The organism is Nocardiopsis sp. CNR-923, assembly GCF_001942255.1.
Taxonomy (GTDB): Bacteria; Actinomycetota; Actinomycetes; order Streptosporangiales; family Streptosporangiaceae; genus Nocardiopsis.
Window position 1 is genome coordinate 1 of the sequence record NZ_MKKC01000069.1, and the last position, 16,753, is coordinate 16,753.

A 16,753-nucleotide genomic window follows, 5' to 3' on the forward strand; every position below is an offset into this window, starting at 1 on the left:
TGACTCCGGACGGTTCGCGTGGGAACTGGCGCGTCCCACCGATCCGGACGTGGCTCCCCGGGAACGGCGACTACTGCGGGCGGTGGGCGAGTCCCTCAAGCGCCGCGCCCAGCTCGACGCGGCACGTACCCCCGAACGTTCGGCAATGGAAAGGGCTGCCTGATGGCGACCACGAAGACCCGTCCGACCGGCCGTCTGCTGACCGTGGCGCAAGCGGCCGAACGCCTCAACACCTCCGAGCGCTACCCCCGTCGCCTGATCGAGGAACGGCGCATCACCTTCGTCCGTATCGGGCGGCACGTGCGCATCCCCGAGAACGCGCTCGAAGAGTTCATCACCGCTGGCACCGTCGAACCGGTTCGGCTCCGGATGGGAAGGGCCGCGTGATGGCGGGGGAGAGGAAGCGCGATTTCGGCAACATCCGCAAGCTGGCGTCGGGCCGCTTCCAGGCTCGGTACCGAGTGCCGGACGGGGAGCTTCGCCCGGCTCCGATGACGTTCGCGACCAAGAAGGCGGCGCAACGTTGGCTGACGCTCAAGGAAGCGGAGATCGCCCAAGGCGACTGGTTCAACCCTGAAGCCGGGAAGATCCCCTTCGGTGAGTTCGGGGCCGAGTGGGTGAAGGATCGCGACCTGACCCGCAAGACGCGACGGACCTACGAAGACCTGCTGCGGCTCCACCTGAACCCCACGTTCGGTGACATGCACCTGAACGAGATCACGACGGCGGACGTTCGCCGGTGGCGGGCCTCACGGCTGCGACGCAAGCGGGGGAGGGGGCAGGTGCCCAAGGCGTACCGTCTGATGCGGGCGGTCCTCAACACCGCCGTGGCGGACAAGCTCCTCCGTGAGAACCCGTGCCAGATCGAGGGCGCGGGCCAGGAGGACACGGAGGAACGCCCGGTCCTGTCGGTGCCCGAGGTCTTCAAGCTGGCCGATGCCATCAAGCCGCGTTACCGCGCACTGGTCCTTCTCGCGACGTTCGGCAACATGCGCTGGGGCGAACTGGCCGGGCTCCGTCGTCAGTACCTCGACCTGGACAAGCGCACGGTCCGGGTTCGGGAGACGGTGACCGACGTGGGCGGTTTGTACCAGGGCAAGCCCAAGTCGAAGGCGGGCTACCGGACGGTGTCCCTCCCGGAACTGATCATCGCGGACCTGCGCCATCACATGGAGACCTACGCGGCTCCGGGGCCGAACGGGTTCGTGTTCGTCGGGGTGCGGGGCAATCAGCTGCGGCGGGGCAACTTCTCGAAGTACTGGGCGGACGCCTGCGACGCGGTGGGTCTGGAGGACGTCCACCTTCACGACCTCCGGCATACGGGCAACACCTACGCGGCTGAGGCGGGGGCGTCCCTGCGGGAGCTGATGAAGCGCATGGGCCACTCCAGCTCGAAGGCGGCGCTGATCTACCTCCACGCACGGGAGGAACGGGAACGGGAGATCGCCGACCGGCTGGGGGAGCGGGCCGCCGAGGAGCTGAGGGCACAGCGCGACGACTCGGACGACGATGACCCGCCGTTGGCAGGGGCCCGGGTGTGAGTCCGCCTCTCGCCCGTGTGGCACGTGTGTGGCACGGCGACCGGGACAGACCCCCATAAAGCGATTAGGCCAGGTGTTCGGAAAACCCCGAATGACCTGGCCTAACACTGTTCGGAGCGGATGACGGGAATCGAACCCGCGTTATCAGCTTGGGAAGCTGAAGTTCTACCATTGAACTACATCCGCGTCGTCCGGCCGACGATCCTCATCGGCTGGCAACGAACGCCATCCTAGCCCAACTTCGGGTCGCGTGGGCAACTCGCCTTCGCCCTGGGCCGCCGACCGACTCGCTCCCGTGGTGTTCTCGCAGGCGGTAGGTTCGGAGCGTGCTGCTCTCCGATCGCGATATCAGGTCCGAAATCGACGCCGGGCGAATCAGGATCGACCCCTTCGACCCCGGCCTCGTCCAACCGTCGAGCATCGACGTCCGGCTGGACCGGTACTTCCGGGTGTTCGAGAACCACAAGTACCCGCACATCGACCCCTCGGTCGAGCAGCCGGACCTCACCCGGCTGGTCGAGACCGACGGCGACGAGGCCTTCGTCCTGCACCCCGGTGAGTTCGTGCTGGCGTCCACCTACGAGGTCGTCTCCCTTCCCGACGACATCGCGAGCCGCCTGGAGGGCAAGAGCTCCCTCGGCCGTCTCGGACTGCTGACCCATTCCACGGCCGGGTTCATCGACCCCGGGTTCTCCGGGCACGTCACCCTGGAGCTGTCCAATGTGGCGACCCTGCCGATCAAGCTCTACCCGGGTATGAAGATCGGTCAGCTGTGCATGTTCCGCCTCTCGTCCGCGGCCGAACACCCCTACGGCTCCGCCCGGTACGGCTCCCGTTACCAGGGGCAGCGCGGTCCGACGCCTTCGCGCTCGCACCAGAACTTCATGCGCACGCTGATCCCCGCGGAATCCGACTGACCGGAAGCGGCCACCCGGTCCGCTCGTTCCGAAGCTATGGTCAAAGTTGGACACGTTCCGTGGACGCGCAAATCCAACCGGTTGATGTGGCTTGAATCACGATATGGTACCCAGTGGTGTAGATCACAACCGGGTCCTTCGTGTTGCCGGCATCCACCGCTAAAGGTCGACGGACCACTTTCATCCCGGTTAAACCTGTTATCTTCTAGTGACCTTCCCACTGAACCGCCGGTGTGCATGTCGGTAAGGTGGCGCCCCGACGTGACACCAGGTGGCGGTCCCGCCCCGGTCCTCGGGGTGCGCACGCGGGGGCACTGCGCCGATCAGCCGCCTGAGACGACCGCGGGTGGCGAAGGGACAGCGAAAGTCCTGTCGGTCCTCGCGGCGGGACAGCCCCACAGAGGAGAACGTGTCAGCAGTACGCGCAGACAACCTGTACAAGGTGTTCGGCAGACAGTCGGGAGCAGCGGTCAAGCGGCTCTCCGACGGCAGCCACCGTGACACCATCGCCGACCTCGACGTGACCGCGGCCGTCATCGACGTGTCGTTCGAGGTCAAACCCGGCGAGATCTTCGTCGTCATGGGTCTGTCGGGATCGGGGAAGTCCACCCTCATCCGCATGCTCAACGGCCTCCTGGAGCCCACGGCGGGCACGGTCGAGGTCGACGGCGTCGACATCTCCGCCCTTCGCAAGAAGGACCTGCTCAGGCTGCGCGGTGAGAAGATCAGCATGGTCTTCCAGCACTTCGCCCTGCTCCCGCACCGCACGGTGTGCGAGAACGCCGCCTACGGACTCGAACTGCGCGGCGTGCCCAGCGCCGAGCGCGAGCGCAAGGCACGCCAGACCCTCGAACTCGTCGGCCTCGGCGGCTGGGAGGACAAGCTTCCGCACCAGCTCTCCGGCGGTATGCAGCAGCGCGTCGGCCTGGCCCGCGCGCTGGCCGCCGACACCGACATCATCCTCATGGACGAGGCGTTCAGCGCCCTGGATCCGCTGATCCGCCGCGACATGCAGACCCAGCTGCTCGAACTGCAGGAGACCCTGGGCAAGACGATCGTCTTCATCACGCACGACCTCAACGAGGCCATGCGCATCGGCGACCGCATCTGCGTCCTGCGCGACGGCCGCGTCGCCCAGATCGGGACCGCCCAGGAGATCCTCAGCGCCCCGGCCAACGACTACGTCGAGCGCTTCATCGAGGACGTCGACCGGACCCGCGTGCTCACCGCCGCCTCCGCGCTGGAGCCAGACGTCATGGCCGACCCCGCGGCGCCGCTGGTGGGAGAGGACACCCCCATCGCCGACCTCTATCCGAGCCTGGTGGAGGCCGACCGCATCCGGGTGGTCGCCGACGACGGACGGGAGATCGGAAGCGTGTGCCGTGACTCCGTGCTCGCCGCCCTCACGGCAGGGAAGGAGAACGTGTGACCCCCGTCGACTTTCCGCCGTCCCTGCCCCTCGGCATCGGCTTCGAGGCCCTCAACCAGTGGCTCAGGACCCGCTTCGGCGTGGTCTTCGACGTCATCGGGGATTTCGTCAGCTGGGCCGTGGACACGCTCTCGGGCTTCTTCGTCTCCCCCGCCGCCGGTCAACTGGCCTTCATCGCCGCCGTCATCATCGCGGTCCCGCTGCTCCGGACCCGCCGTGTTGCGCTGATGGCCGTGATCGGCGCGGTCTCGGTGCTGTACATCCTGCACGCCCAGTTCGCCGTCGGCGACCTGTTCATCAATGACGTCCTCCCGCCCGGCCCGGTCCTCTGGCTGATCGACGTCACCGGTGAGTACGCCGACGGCTACTTCGTCGTCTCCCTGCTCTTCCTGATCGCCGTCACGGTGCTCGGGACGCTGGACAGGGCCACGCGACCGCGCACCGGCATCGTGGCGGGCGGCTGGGCCGCGGCCGTGGCGCTGGGCTGGTTCCTCCTGCCGATCGCGGTGACGGATTCGCGCGCGGTCCTGATGATCCTGCTGCTCAGCCTGCTCGCGCTCTCCGTGGCCGGCTGGAAGATGGGGCTGTTCGCGCTGGTGGCGCTCTCCCTGGTGGCCTCCGTCGGCCAGTGGATCAACGCCATGGACACCCTCGGCCTGGTCCTGGTGGCCAGTCTCATCGCCGTGGTGATCGCGCTCCCGATCGGCGTCCTGTCCGCGTACAACGACACGGTCAGCAAGATCGTCAAACCGGTCCTCGACCTGATGCAGACGATGCCCCCCTTCGTCTACCTCATCCCGGCGATCTTCTTCTTCTCGATCGGCTCCGTCCCCGGAGTGGTCGCGACCGTCGTCTTCGCCATGCCGCCGGGCGTGCGCCTCACGGAACTGGGCATTCGTCAGGTCGACAGGGAGCTGGTGGAGGCCGGTGAGGCGTTCGGCGCGCCCGGCCGCAAGATCCTGACCGGGATCCAGTTCCCCCTCGCCCTTCCCACGATCATGGCCGGCGTCAACCAGGTCATCATGCTCAGCCTCTCCATGGTCGTCATCGCGGGCATGGTCGGCGCGGGTGGCCTCGGCAACCAGGTCTACCAGGGCATCTCCCGCGGCGACGGCGCTCTGGGATTCGAGGCCGGTGTGGCCGTGGTCGTCCTGGCGATCTTCCTCGACCGCCTGACCGCCGCGATCACGCACAACACCCCGCAGGCGCGCGCCCAGAGCGCGCGTTCGTGAGGGACCGACGAGAAGTAACGAGGGAAGGAAGAGTATGAACGCGCGTCTGGCATCGCTCACGGCCCTGGGCCTGGGCAGCGCACTCCTGCTGACCGCCTGCGGCGGTGGCGGCGAGGATCTGACCGGCGACTCGGGAGCTGGGGACGAGGGCTCGGGCGGCGGTGAGATCAACATCGCCCTCATCCCGTGGGAGGAGGACATCGCGGCCACGAACATGTGGCAGGTCCTCCTGGAGGAGAAGGGCTACGAGGTCACGGTTACCGAGATCGACGTCGCCCCCATGTACCAGGGCACCGCGGACGGTGACATCGACCTGTTCCTCGACACGTGGCTTCCGGTGACCCACGCCGACTACTGGGAGGACTACGGCGACCAGTTGGAGGATCTGGGCTCCTGGTACGACAACGCCCGTCTGACGCTCACCGTCCCCGCGTACATGGAGGACGTCAACAGCATCGAGGACCTGCCCGGCGTCGCCGAGGAGCTCGGCGACCGGATCGTCGGCATCGAGTCCGGTTCCGGTCTGGTGCGCGTCACCAGGGAGGAGGCGATGCCGGGCTACGGTCTGGACGACTTCGAACTGGTCGAGTCCTCCACGTCCGCGATGCTGGCCGAGCTGGACTCCGCCTACCAGGAGGAGGAGCCGATCGTCGTCACGCTGTGGCGTCCGCACATCGCCTACGCGCAGTACGACCTCAAGGACCTGGAGGACCCCCAGGGCCTGATGGGCGATGCGGAGAGCATCCACGCGGTCGGCCGTCAGGGCTTCGCCGAGGACTTCCCCGAGGTGGCCGCCTGGATCGAGGCCTTCGACCTGTCCGACGAGGAGCTCGGCGACCTGGAGGCCCTGACCCTCGACGAGTACGAGGACGATCCGCAGGAGGGGGCGCGCGTCTGGCTCTCCGAGAACCCTGAGTTCCTGGAGCGCACCCTGGGCGACGACGCGGAGGGCGTGGAGTTCTAGCCCCCGCGCGGACGGGGCCGCGGTGACACGCGGACGCGGCCGTGGCGCCGACGAACGGGCCGTCTCCCTACCGGTGTGTTCCGGGGGAGACGGCCCGTTCACGTGTGTCGTGTTCCGGGGTCAGGGAGCGTAGTAGCCGCCCTGTGAGCCGGGCCTCCACTGCTGGCTCTGGTTCTGGCGCTCCCGCCGGGGGAGCAGGTAGGCGGACAGCAGGCCGCCGACGAACCCGAACAGGTGCGCCTGCCACGAGACGCCGGGGTGCTGGGGCAGGACCCCCCAGATCATCGTGCCGTAGAAGAGGACCACGCAGATCATGATCACGATGTCGATGGTTCTGCGCTCGATCAGGCCGCGAAGCACCGTGTAGCCGAAGTAGCCGAAGACGAGCCCGCTGGCGCCGACGGTGAGGGTGAGGGGCGAGCTGAACAACCAGACGCCGAGGCCGCTCACCAGGGCCACGATCAGGGTGGTCAGAAGGAACCGGCCGAGCCCGCTGAAGGCGACCAGGGATCCCAGGACAAGGAACGGTAGTGAGTTACCGATGATGTGCTGGAGGTTGCCGTGCATGAACGGTGCCGTGAGCACGGTCCAGGGATCGGAGAAGGTCCAGGCGCGCAGCCCGAACTCCTGGTCGAGGCCTCCGTCGAACAGCACGCTGTCGAGGATCTCGAAGACCCACATGGCCGCGAGCATCCCCGCTACGGTCAGGATGGCGGTGATTCTGGACTGCTTCACCCCATCGAGGGTAGATCACACGACCTTGCGGCGGTATGTCCCAGTGGCGTGTGGTGCCGCATGGTCGGGAGTGATCGGGGCACACCGCCCGTGCCCGGCACAGCGCACGGCCCGCCTCGCGAAGGCCCTGCCGCTCGGACCTCCCGGCGGTGCGCCGCGAGCGCGCACGCGACCCCGGCGCCGATCTGCGCCCCTCGGACGCGGTCGAGCGGACCCCGCTCAGGAGGTCAGGGAGCGCTCCCGGGGCGGGATTCCGGCCACGGCCATGAAGGACTCGACCTTGGCGGGTCTGGTCATCCCGGTCAGCGGGAGGTGTGTGCGGGCGGTCCGGCGGCTGCGCAGGGAGGGGAAGCGCTTGGGCCGACCGGAGGCGTCGTACAGGGCGAGGGATCGGATGCGCCCGGGGAGCACGTGATAGGAGCCGATGTCCCGGAAGGGGACGCTGACGGCGTAGCGGCCGCGCGTGTAGCGGAACTCGTCGTCGGAGACCTCCAGGACCGGCGGCGTGATCCGGTGCCCGTGGACCGTGAGGGCGGTCCCCATGAGTGCGAGCAGGATACCGAGGGTGATGGCGGCCCAGTGGCCGGGTTCGATGGCCACGGCGGCGACGGCCAGCGCCAGGAGGAGGTAACCGGCCGACAACTCCACGTGCTTGCGGCCTGCGGGGCAGACCATGCGGACTGTATCGGACACGGCAGATGCCTCTCTCGGTGGGTGCTGCGCGGGGGTGACGGCGGTCGCCGATCGCAGCCTATCGGCTTCCCGGACGTGCGGTCTGCGGTTTCGGACACCCCTGCTTCCCCGACGGTCTCGGGGGATCTTTGATGGTTGGTGTTTTTTGTTCTTCATGTCTCGTTGGACTAATATTCATGGGATCATCGGATGAGTAAAGCCCCGTGTCCGCCGCCCCGCGAGGGATGTGCGCTGGGGTTCGCGGCGGAAAGTTCGGGCGTTACGCGAGTAGTTTGACGTCCTATGTCCGATTTGATGCGCGGAACGCCCCGTGGTGACCACGGGAATAAACACTGTTGACCTCGCGTCCGCTTCCGCCGTTCGTGCCCGTTGGGCATCAAGCACTTTTCGGTGTGTCCGAATCCAACTTCGCTGAGTAACCGGGCTCGCATGGGCTCTATGCTGCGGAAACGCTGAGTAGTGCGAAGTGTCGCGTCCGTGTCGGGGTCATGTGTCGGACACTCCGGGCAATGGCCGCGAACGGGTTGCGGATGGGTCACGAATCCATCAGTGGGGCTATACAGACATTTCGCCTAATGGTCTTCTAATCGACTAATCGCCTAACTTCGGCGGGGTATGCGTCACACGATCGGACGCTGTGTGTTCGGCTCGTATTAGCGATCAAGGGTGTAACTGATGCACGAACGAAGGAAGACGCTCGCGCTGGCCGCGGCGGGCACATCCGCGATGATGGTGTTGACAGCCTGTTCGGGCGGCGAAGGAGGATCAGCGGACGCAGAACGCGAGGTCACCTGGGTCATCAACAGCCTCCCGGCCGCGTGGGCGAACACCAGTAGCGCCGGGGGCAGCGTCTACACGCTCCAGATGCTCTCCGGGGTGGTCCCCAACACCGGCATCTGGCAGCCGGACGGCAGCTACGAGTACAACCTGGACATCCTCGCCGAGGAGCCCGCGGCCATCAACGACGACCCCGACGCGGGGCCGTTCCAGTACAGCTTCACACTCGCCGAGGACGCCGTGTGGAGCGACGGCACGCCGATGACCGGCGAGGACCTGCGCGTCACCGCGATGATGTCGGCCTCTCCGGGCGAGGGCTACTGCACCACCTGCGACTCCCGGGGCACCACCAACGCCGACATGATCGACACCATGGAGGTCGACGGCAAGACCATCACGATCACCCTCAAGGAGGGGCTGGCCGACCCCGAGTGGATGATGCAGTTCGACTCCGACAGCCCCGGCGGCGGCTTCTACCCGTCCCACCTGGCGGAGGAGAACGGCTGGGACGTCGACGACCCCGACCAGCTCGGCGAGTTCTACACCTGGCTGCACGACACGCGGCCCGAGTGGTCCGGCGGCCCGTGGATGATCGTCGACGGCGACCTGGAGAACCAGGTCGTCAAGGAGCCCAACGCCGAGTGGTGGGGTGAGCCGGTCCAGCTCGACCGCATCATCATGCCGTTCAACACCGACGAGGGCACCTTCGTCAACGCGTTCAACAACGGCGAGATCGACGGCGCCAACCCCGCCCAGTTCAGCGAGGATGTCATCGCCGAACTGGAGGCCGTGCCCAGCGCGACCGTCACCATCGCCGAGGGCAGCACCTGGGAGCACATCGACCTCAACACCGAGAACGAGTGGCTCTCGGACGTCGAGCTGCGCCGCGCCGTCTTCACCGCGATCGACCGCGACGACATCGCCAGCCGCACCTACGGGCAGGGCTACCCCGACTACGAGCTGAAGAACAACCACATCTTCGGCAACGACAGCGACTACTTCGTCGACCACTTCGAGGGCACCGGCCAGGGCACCGGCGACACCGAAGCCGCCCTGGAGATCCTGGAGGAGGCCGGGTACGAGCTCGACGGCGACACCCTCATGCTCGACGGCGAGCAGGTGGGCCCGTTCCGCCTCCGCAGCACCGACACCGTCGTGCGCAACAACTCCGTGCAGCTGGTCCAGGCCCACCTGCCGAGATCGGCATCGAGACCACCATCGAGATGACCGACAACCTCGGCGAGATGCTCGACGGCCAGGACTACGACATCGTCGAGTTCGGCTGGAGCGGCTCGCCCTACTTCACGAGCAGCCCCGAGCAGTTCTGGCACAGCGAGAGCACCAGCAACTTCGGCGGGTTCGCGGACGACGAGGTCGACGAACTCGTCCGAGCCGCCGGAAGCGCCGCCAACCAGGACGAGGCGGCCGACTACGCCAACCAGGCCATGGAGATCCTCGTCGACCAGGCCTACGTCCTCCCGCTCCTGGCCGACCCCAACTACTTCTTCGCCAGCGACCGGGTCGCGGGCATCGAGGACAACCTCTACTCCAGTTTCCGCGCCACCTACAACATCGGTGAGTGGAGCCTCGCCGAGTAGATCGGCACAGGTCTCCAGGCCCGGGCACGGGAGCGCACCCGTCACCCGCCACCCCGCACGACCCCTCACACGGGGTCGGGCGTCCCCGGCGGACGCGCGCGGTGCGGCGCCTCCCGCGCCCGGGCCGGTCCTCGTTCACCCTGAAGGATCACACCCATGCTCGTTTACACGGTGCGGCGCGTGCTGGGCGCGATACCCGTCCTGCTCCTGGCATCCGTCCTCACCTTCGTCCTGATCGACGTCTCCGGCGATCCCCTGGCCAATCTGCGCGTCATGCAGCCACCCCCGGACCCGGAGGTCATCCAGCTCCAGGAGGAGCGCCTCTACCTCGACCGGTCCATGCCCGAGCGGTACTGGCTCTGGATCACCGGCATCGGCGGCAACGGCGACATCGGCCTGCTCCAGGGCGAGTTCGGTCCCTCCACCCAGAGCGCCACCTACGACATCGGCGCGAACATCGCCGAGCGCCTCGGGGTCACCCTGCGGCTGGTGGGCGCGGCGACCGTCTTCGCCATCGGTCTGGCCGTCCTCACGGGCGTGGTCAGCGCGATGCGGCAGTACTCCAAACTCGACTACACCCTCACCTTCGTCGGTTTCCTGGCCCTGGCCATGCCGACGTTCTGGTTCGCCGGAATCGTCCAGCAGGCCGGGGTCGGTTTCAACGAGCTCCTCGGCACGCAGTTCTTCGCCACCGTCGGCGACGGCACCTACCAGGCGCAGAGCGAATCCGGCTTCGGACTGGTCACCAACGCCCTCGCCTACATGACCCTGCCCACGATCGTGCTCATGCTGACCAGCTTCGCGTCGTGGAGCCGCTACCAGCGCACCTCCATGCTGGAAGTGCTCAACAGCGACTACGTGCGCCTGGCGCGGGCCAAGGGCCTGCCCAACCGGGTCGTGGTCCGCCGGCACGCCCTGCGCACCGCGCTCATCCCCCTGACCACGGTCGTGGCCGTCGGCATGGCGGCCATCATCGACGGCACGGTCCTGACCGAGCGGGTCTTCCAGTGGCGCGGGCTCGGCGAGTTCTTCATCCAGGCGGTGGCGGCCAACGACTCCTTCGCGCTGATGGCGTGGCTGATGCTCAGCGGCACGACCGTCATCCTGGCCAACCTCATCGCCGACCTGCTGTACGGCGTGCTCGACCCGAGGATCCGCTATGAGTGAGAACAGCGCGCCGGGCACGGCCGTCGCCGCCGAGGTGGTGGGCGGCGTCCAGCGCACCCAGCTCCAGATGATCATCCGCCGGTTCCTGCGGCACCGGCCCGCCATGATCAGCCTGGGTGTGCTGGTCCTGATCGCCCTCTTCGCCTTCGTCGGCCCCTATTTCTGGACCTGGGACCACTTCGTCCACCGGGAGATCCCGCCCAGCGTCCCGCCGAGCGCCGACCACCCGCTGGGGACCACCACGGCCGGGCACGACGTTCTGGGCCAGCTCATGCGCGGCGCCCAGCAGACCCTGAAGGTGGCGTTCACCGTGTCGCTCCTGGGCACGGCGGTCGGTTCCCTGTGGGGCGCCACGGCCGGGTACTACGGGGGGCGGGTCGACGCGTTGATGATGCGGATCGTCGACGTCTTCATGATCGTCCCGTTGCTGGTCATGGTCGCCGCGATCGCCGGCAGCGTGCGCGGCGGCACCACGTGGTGGGCGGTGGCGCTGATCATCGCCGCGTTCTCCTGGGCGCAGATCGCCCGCGTCGTCCGCGGCGTGGTGCTGTCCCTGCGGGAGCAGGAGTTCGTGGAGGCGGCGCGCGCGGCGGGCGCGTCGCCGGGGTGGATCATCGTCCGGCACCTGCTGCCCAACGCGGCCGGGCCGATCATCGTCGCCGCCACCCTCCTGGTGGCCGTGGCGATCCTGCTGGAGGCGGGCATGTCCTTCCTCAGCTTCGGCATCCAGCTCCCCGACATCTCTCTGGGCCAGATGATCGGCGACGCCCGTACGGCCGCCTCGACCCGACCGTGGCTCTTCTACCCGCCGGGCGTCCTGCTGGTGATCGTCTGCCTGACGATCAACTTCATCGGCGACGGTCTCCGCGACGCCCTGGACCCGCGACAGACCATGGAGCGCCGATGACCGCGACCGACGCGACGAACAGCGACAAGGAAACCAGGGAAGCCACCGTGGAGCGCGACGACGTGGTGCTGGAGGTCAACGACCTCAGCGTGACCTTCCAGTCCGACGACGGGCCGCTCCAGGCGGTCCGCGAGGTCTCCTACGTGCTCCGCGCCGGCGAGGCGCTGGGGATCGTCGGCGAGTCCGGGTCGGGCAAGTCGGTGACGTCCATGGCGATCATGGGCCTGCTGCCCCGCAACGCACGCGTGACCGGCTCGGCGCGCGTGCTGGGACAGGAGGTCGTCGGTCTGACCGACGCGCAGATCAGCAAGGTGCGCGGCGAGCGGATCGCGATGATCTTCCAGGACCCGTTGACCTCGCTCAACCCCGTCTACACCGTGGGCTACCAGATCGCCGAGGCCGTGCTCGCGCACCGGAACGTGGGCAGGGCCAAGGCGATGGACCGCGCGCTGGAGCTGCTGGAGCTGGTGGGCATCCCGCACCCGGAGCAGCGGCTGAAGCAGTACCCGCACGAACTGTCGGGCGGCATGCGCCAGCGCGTGGTGATCGCGATCGCGATGGCCAACGACCCCGACGTCATCATCGCCGACGAGCCGACCACCGCGCTGGACGTCACCGTCCAGGCCCAGGTGCTGGAGGCGTTGAACGCGGCGCGGCGGGAGACCGGCGCGGCGCTCGTGCTCATCACCCACGACCTGGGAGTGGTGGCCGGCAACGTGGACCGCGTCGCCGTGATGTACGGCGGCCGGATCGTGGAGTCGGGGCCCGTGGAGGAGGTGTTCTACCGGCCGCGGATGCCCTACGCACTCGGGCTGCTCGGTTCCCTGCCCCGGCTGGACGCGGACCGGCGTGAGCGCCTCACCCCCATCATGGGGACGCCTCCCTCCCTCAACGCCATGCCCCCGGGCTGTTCCTTCGCGCCGCGCTGCCCGATGGCGCGCACCCGGTGCCACGAGGAGGAACCGCTCCTGCTGAAACTGGACGAGCGCGGAGACCGCGTGTGGGCCGACGTCGGCGACCCCGAGGCGCACTCCGCCGCGTGCCACTTCAGCGCGGAGCTGGGCGAGTCCACCCCGGCCGACCTGTTCCGCGCCGAGTCCGTGGCCGGACCGGACACGGAGGTGGGCACGGAGCGGGGTTCCGCACGGGAGGAGGCCACGGACCCACCGGCGGTGGACGGCACGGGCGCGGACTCCGGGGCGGGGGGCGGCGAGCCCATCCTCACCGTCACCGACCTGGTGAAGAACTTCCCGATCCGCTCCAAGGGCCTGCTCCGGCGGAAGATCGGCGAGGTCCAGGCGGTGTCCGGGATCTCCCTGGACCTGCGCGAGAAGGAGACCCTGGCCCTGGTGGGAGAGTCCGGGTGCGGCAAGTCCACGACCGCGCGCCTGCTGTTGCAGCTGATCCGGCGGACGTCGGGCGAGGTGCACTACCGGGGCCAGCCCCTGCACGCGCTCACCCCGCGCCAGATGCGCCCGTTGCGGCGCGACCTCCAGATCGTCTTCCAGGACCCGTTCGCGTCGCTCGACCCGCGCATGACGGTCGCGGACATCATCGCCGAGCCGCTGCGCGTCCACCGCGAGGGCAACGGGAAGTCCCGGCGCCGGGTCGCGGAGCTGCTGGAGTTGGTGGGGCTCAACCCGGAGCACGGCTCCCGGTACCCGCACGAGTTCTCCGGCGGTCAGCGTCAGCGCATCGGGGTCGCCCGCGCCTGGCGCTCAACCCGCGGGTGCTGATCCTGGACGAGCCCGTCTCCGCCCTCGACGTGTCCATCCAGGCGGGCGTGATCAACCTGCTGGAGGACCTCCAGCAGGAGCTGGGCCTGTCGTACCTGTTCGTCTCGCACGACCTGTCGGTGGTCAGGCACATCGCCGACCGGGTCGCCGTGATGTACCTGGGCCGGATCGTGGAGACCGGGACGACGGAGCAGCTGTTCGGAGCTCCCGCGCACCCCTACACGCAGGCGCTCATCTCCGCCATTCCCCTGCCGGACCCGGTCAAGGAGCGCACCCGGGAGCGCGTCATCGTCACGGGTGACGTCCCCAGCCCGGCCGACCCGCCGTCCGGGTGCCGGTTTCGGACGCGGTGTCCGAAGTTCGCGAACGAGCTCTCCGCCCAGGAACAGGCCCGATGCGTGGAGGAGCCACCGGAGTTGGAGGAGCGGGGCGCCGGCCACCGTGACGCGTGCCATTACTCGGAGGTGGTCGAGCTGATCTGAGCCGGGGGTCCGAACCCGGGCGCGCCCGTGGCGGACGGGAACCCCGTCCGCTACGGTCGTCTCGCCATGTTCCGTCGCGCCGCGCCCCCGTGTCCTCGGACCCCGACCGATCTCACGAGGAGATCCATGACCGCCGAAACCACCGACGGCCAGCGCCGCCAGAGGTTCCGTCCCGGGCGCCTCCGGAGGAGGACCCGGCTGGCCGCCGCCGTGCTGGCCGCGATCCCCCTGGCCACCGTCGCGCCGTTCACGGCCTCGTCGGCGCTCGCCGACACGGCCCAGGAGCAGAACCGCCTGGCCGACCTGCGCGCCGACATCGACGCTCTGCTGGAGGACCCCGCCCTGGAGGGCGCGGTGTCCGGCGTGGTCGTCGTCGACCCCGAGACGGGCGAGCGCCTGTACTCGCGCGACGGTGGCGAGCAGCTGCTCCCGGCGTCCAACATGAAGCTGTTCACCACCGCGGCGGGGCTGGACGTCCTCGGTACCGACCACACGTTCACCACGGACGTCGTGGTCGAGGACGAGTACCGTCGCCGGCACTCCGTGACCGACCTGTACCTGGTGGGCGGCGGCGACCCGTCGCTGACCGCGCAGGACCTGGACGCGATGGCCGCTGAGGTCGCCGACTCCGGGATCAGCGTCGTGCGCGGCGACCTGGTCGCCGACGACACCTGGTTCGACGACGAGCGCCTGGTCGACGACTGGTGGCCCTCGGACGAGCCCTACGCCTACTCCGCGCAGATCTCCGCGCTGACCGTCGCCCACGGGGAGCGCCTCGACACCGGTGTCACGGAGGTCGTGGCCGCCCCCGCGCGTGCGGGTGAGCCGGTCGACGTCGACCTGGGAGCCGCCGAGGGCTACATGGAGCTGGACAACCAGGCCGTCACCGTGGCGGCCGGGGAGAGCGGCTCCGTCGTGATCGACCGACCCACGGGGACCAACACCATCACGGTCACCGGTTCCCTGCCGGAGGACGCCGAGCCGGTGGTCCGCCTGCGCACGGTCGACGAGCCCGCCGCCTTCACCGGGCACCTGTTCCGGCAGGCGCTGGAGCGGCACGGGGTCAGGGTCCGCGGCGAGGTGGCCCTGGGTGAGATGCCCGAGGACCGATCGGACGCCGAGGTGGTCGCCGACCACGAGTCCGACGCCCTCGGCGAGCTGATGCCGGCGCTGATGAAGTTCAGCAACAACGGGCACGCGGAGATGCTCGTCAAGAGCATCGGGCGTGCGGTCGCCGACGAGGGTTCGTGGTCGGCCGGCATGGCCGGAGTCGAGGGGGCCGTGGCCGGTCTCGGGGTGAACACCGAGGACGTGGTCTTCCACGACGGGTCCGGCCTGTCGCGGACCGACCGGGTCACCGCCGACGCCGTCAGCGAACTGCTCGGCCAGTCGCGGGACGCCTCCTGGTACGGGACCTGGCTCGCCTCCATCCCGGTCGCGGGCGACCCCGATCCGTGGGTCGGGGGCACCCTCACCAACCGGATGCGCGGTACCGCCGCCGACGGGGTGGTCCAGGCCAAGACCGGCACGATGACCGGGGTCAGCGCGCTGTCCGGGTACGTCACCGGGCCAGACGGCCGCGACCTGGTGTTCAGCGTGGTCAACAACGACCACTCGGGCGGGGCGCCGATCCACGTGCAGAACGGGATCGCGGTCAGCATCGCCGAGTACCTGGGGCACGAGGCCCCGGTCACGACGCTGCGCCAGAACGCCCCCGCCCAGCAGGGCGGTGGTGAGCTGGAGTGCTCGTGGGAGCTGACCTGCTGATCCGTGGTCTGACCCGCTGATCCGAACCGACGCGATGGGGCGCGCACCCGAGAGGGCGCGCCCCATCCGAGTCCGCGCGCTCGGGTGCCGCTGGCCGCGTCGGGGCCGATGCCTGCGCGGCTCCCCGCCCGACCACGCTCGGCGCGGCCTCCCGCGAGGTAGGTCCGCGACCCGGGCGCCCCGCCGGCCCGCAGGCGGCTACCAGGCGCGGCGTCCGAGGTGGGCGAGCAGGCGGGTCTGCTCGTCGGCGCCCTCCGGCGGGGTCAGCTCCTGGGCGCACACGCCCTCGTGGCGCAGGTTCGAACCGAAGCGGTCCGCGGCCTGGCGCGCCCAGCGCACGTCGTCGAGGCTGATGCGCTCGTCCTGGCCGGTCGCGCGGCACAGGTCCCACCGGTGGACCACGAGGTCGAAGCCGAGGAACTGGTCGACCGCCTGGGCGAACGTGGTCTGGCCGAAGAAGCCCTCGAACTCGGTGGCGGCGCGCTCGGGGTCGTCGAGGTCGGCCTGGACCACCGCTCTGGCCGCGTTCCAGGCGGCGGCCGGGTCGTCGTCCACCGAGGGGATCTCCCCGAGTTCGCGGCCGACGAGGCCGAGGAACATGCCCTGTGTGTCCACGACGTGCTGGACCAGGTCACGGGCGGTCCAGCCCTCGCACGGGGTGTCGGCCGACCACCGGTCTCCGGGAACCGCCGCGACGGCGCGCGCGAAGTCGGTGGCGAGGCGGTGGTAGCGCTCGGCGATGTCACTCATGGCGGAACCTTCTTCCGGGAGTCGTCGGTGGCCACCAGTCTGGACCGGTCGCGGCCCC

General features: G+C 69.1%; 14 protein-coding genes, 1 tRNA gene and 1 pseudogene. 12 read left to right on the top strand and 4 right to left on the bottom strand.

Annotation, left to right across the window (positions count from 1 at the left end):
* The first annotated feature begins 162 nt into the window (after window positions 1–162).
* Together BJF83_RS08310 and BJF83_RS08315 are read left to right on the top strand one after the other, a co-directional pair.
* The gene (locus BJF83_RS08310; RefSeq protein WP_075925831.1) at window positions 163–387 is read left to right on the top strand and encodes an excisionase family DNA-binding protein; all 225 of its coding nucleotides are present in this window, start codon (window positions 163–165) and stop codon (window positions 385–387) included.
* On the top strand, window positions 387–1,541 hold the full coding sequence (locus BJF83_RS08315) for a site-specific integrase (RefSeq protein WP_075925832.1): 1,155 nt from the start codon (window positions 387–389) through the stop codon (window positions 1,539–1,541). The genes BJF83_RS08310 and BJF83_RS08315 overlap by 1 nt, the downstream gene beginning before the upstream one ends.
* 115 nt (window positions 1,542–1,656) lie before the next feature.
* Here BJF83_RS08315 and BJF83_RS08320 read toward each other — a convergent pair.
* Window positions 1,657–1,727: transfer RNA gene (locus tag BJF83_RS08320), tRNA-Gly, on the bottom strand.
* 140 nt (window positions 1,728–1,867) lie between these two features.
* Here BJF83_RS08320 and dcd point away from each other — a divergent pair.
* The 4 genes from dcd to BJF83_RS08340 all read left to right on the top strand — a co-directional run bounded on the left by dcd (window position 1,868) and on the right by BJF83_RS08340 (window position 6,083).
* Complete coding sequence (gene dcd / locus BJF83_RS08325; protein WP_075925833.1) at window positions 1,868–2,458, top strand: dCTP deaminase; 591 nt, start codon at window positions 1,868–1,870, stop codon at window positions 2,456–2,458.
* A gap of 433 nt (window positions 2,459–2,891) precedes the next feature.
* On the top strand, window positions 2,892–3,887 hold the full coding sequence (locus BJF83_RS08330; RefSeq protein WP_075925885.1) for a glycine betaine/L-proline ABC transporter ATP-binding protein: 996 nt from the start codon (window positions 2,892–2,894) through the stop codon (window positions 3,885–3,887).
* Entirely contained in the window at window positions 3,884–5,119 is a 1,236-nt protein-coding gene (locus BJF83_RS08335) for a proline/glycine betaine ABC transporter permease (RefSeq protein ID WP_075925834.1), read from the top strand. Before BJF83_RS08330 ends, BJF83_RS08335 begins: the two co-directional genes overlap by 4 nt.
* A gap of 34 nt (window positions 5,120–5,153) precedes the next feature.
* Window positions 5,154–6,083, top strand: a complete 930-nt coding sequence (locus BJF83_RS08340) for a glycine betaine ABC transporter substrate-binding protein (protein WP_075925835.1) — start codon at window positions 5,154–5,156, stop codon at window positions 6,081–6,083.
* A gap of 120 nt (window positions 6,084–6,203) precedes the next feature.
* On the opposite strand, the gene BJF83_RS08345 is transcribed toward BJF83_RS08340, so the two are convergent.
* Together BJF83_RS08345 and BJF83_RS08350 are read right to left on the bottom strand one after the other, a co-directional pair.
* Complete coding sequence (locus BJF83_RS08345) at window positions 6,204–6,818, bottom strand: rhomboid family intramembrane serine protease (RefSeq protein ID WP_075925836.1); 615 nt, start codon at window positions 6,816–6,818, stop codon at window positions 6,204–6,206.
* A 219-nt stretch (window positions 6,819–7,037) separates the two neighbouring features.
* Complete coding sequence (locus BJF83_RS08350; protein WP_075925837.1) at window positions 7,038–7,511, bottom strand: hypothetical protein; 474 nt, start codon at window positions 7,509–7,511, stop codon at window positions 7,038–7,040.
* 726 nt (window positions 7,512–8,237) lie between these two features.
* Between BJF83_RS08350 and BJF83_RS08355 the strand changes: the two are divergent.
* From BJF83_RS08355 to dacB, 6 genes and pseudogenes are all read left to right on the top strand, one after another.
* Window positions 8,238–9,886, top strand: a pseudogene (locus BJF83_RS08355) (ABC transporter family substrate-binding protein).
* Between the two features lie 156 nt (window positions 9,887–10,042).
* Entirely contained in the window at window positions 10,043–11,053 is a 1,011-nt protein-coding gene (locus BJF83_RS08360) for an ABC transporter permease (RefSeq protein WP_075925838.1), read from the top strand.
* The gene (locus BJF83_RS08365) at window positions 11,046–11,960 is read left to right on the top strand and encodes an ABC transporter permease (protein WP_075925839.1); all 915 of its coding nucleotides are present in this window, start codon (window positions 11,046–11,048) and stop codon (window positions 11,958–11,960) included. The genes BJF83_RS08360 and BJF83_RS08365 overlap by 8 nt, the downstream gene beginning before the upstream one ends.
* On the top strand, window positions 11,957–13,696 hold the full coding sequence (locus BJF83_RS08370) for an ABC transporter ATP-binding protein (protein ID WP_262391399.1): 1,740 nt from the start codon (window positions 11,957–11,959) through the stop codon (window positions 13,694–13,696). The genes BJF83_RS08365 and BJF83_RS08370 overlap by 4 nt, the downstream gene beginning before the upstream one ends.
* A complete protein-coding gene (locus BJF83_RS30935) occupies window positions 13,690–14,178 on the top strand; it encodes an ABC transporter ATP-binding protein (protein ID WP_262391400.1) in 489 nt (162 codons plus the stop codon). Before BJF83_RS08370 ends, BJF83_RS30935 begins: the two co-directional genes overlap by 7 nt.
* Window positions 14,179–14,304: 126 nt before the next feature.
* Window positions 14,305–15,945, top strand: a complete 1,641-nt coding sequence (gene dacB / locus BJF83_RS08375; RefSeq protein WP_083678460.1) for a D-alanyl-D-alanine carboxypeptidase/D-alanyl-D-alanine-endopeptidase — start codon at window positions 14,305–14,307, stop codon at window positions 15,943–15,945.
* A 198-nt stretch (window positions 15,946–16,143) separates the two neighbouring features.
* Here the strand turns inward: dacB and BJF83_RS08380 are convergent, their stop codons facing one another.
* Window positions 16,144–16,695 carry a TIGR03086 family metal-binding protein gene (locus BJF83_RS08380; RefSeq protein ID WP_075925840.1) on the bottom strand — a complete coding sequence of 184 codons (552 nt, stop codon included), beginning with the start codon at window positions 16,693–16,695 and terminating at the stop codon, window positions 16,144–16,146.
* Window positions 16,696–16,753 lie beyond the last annotated feature (58 nt).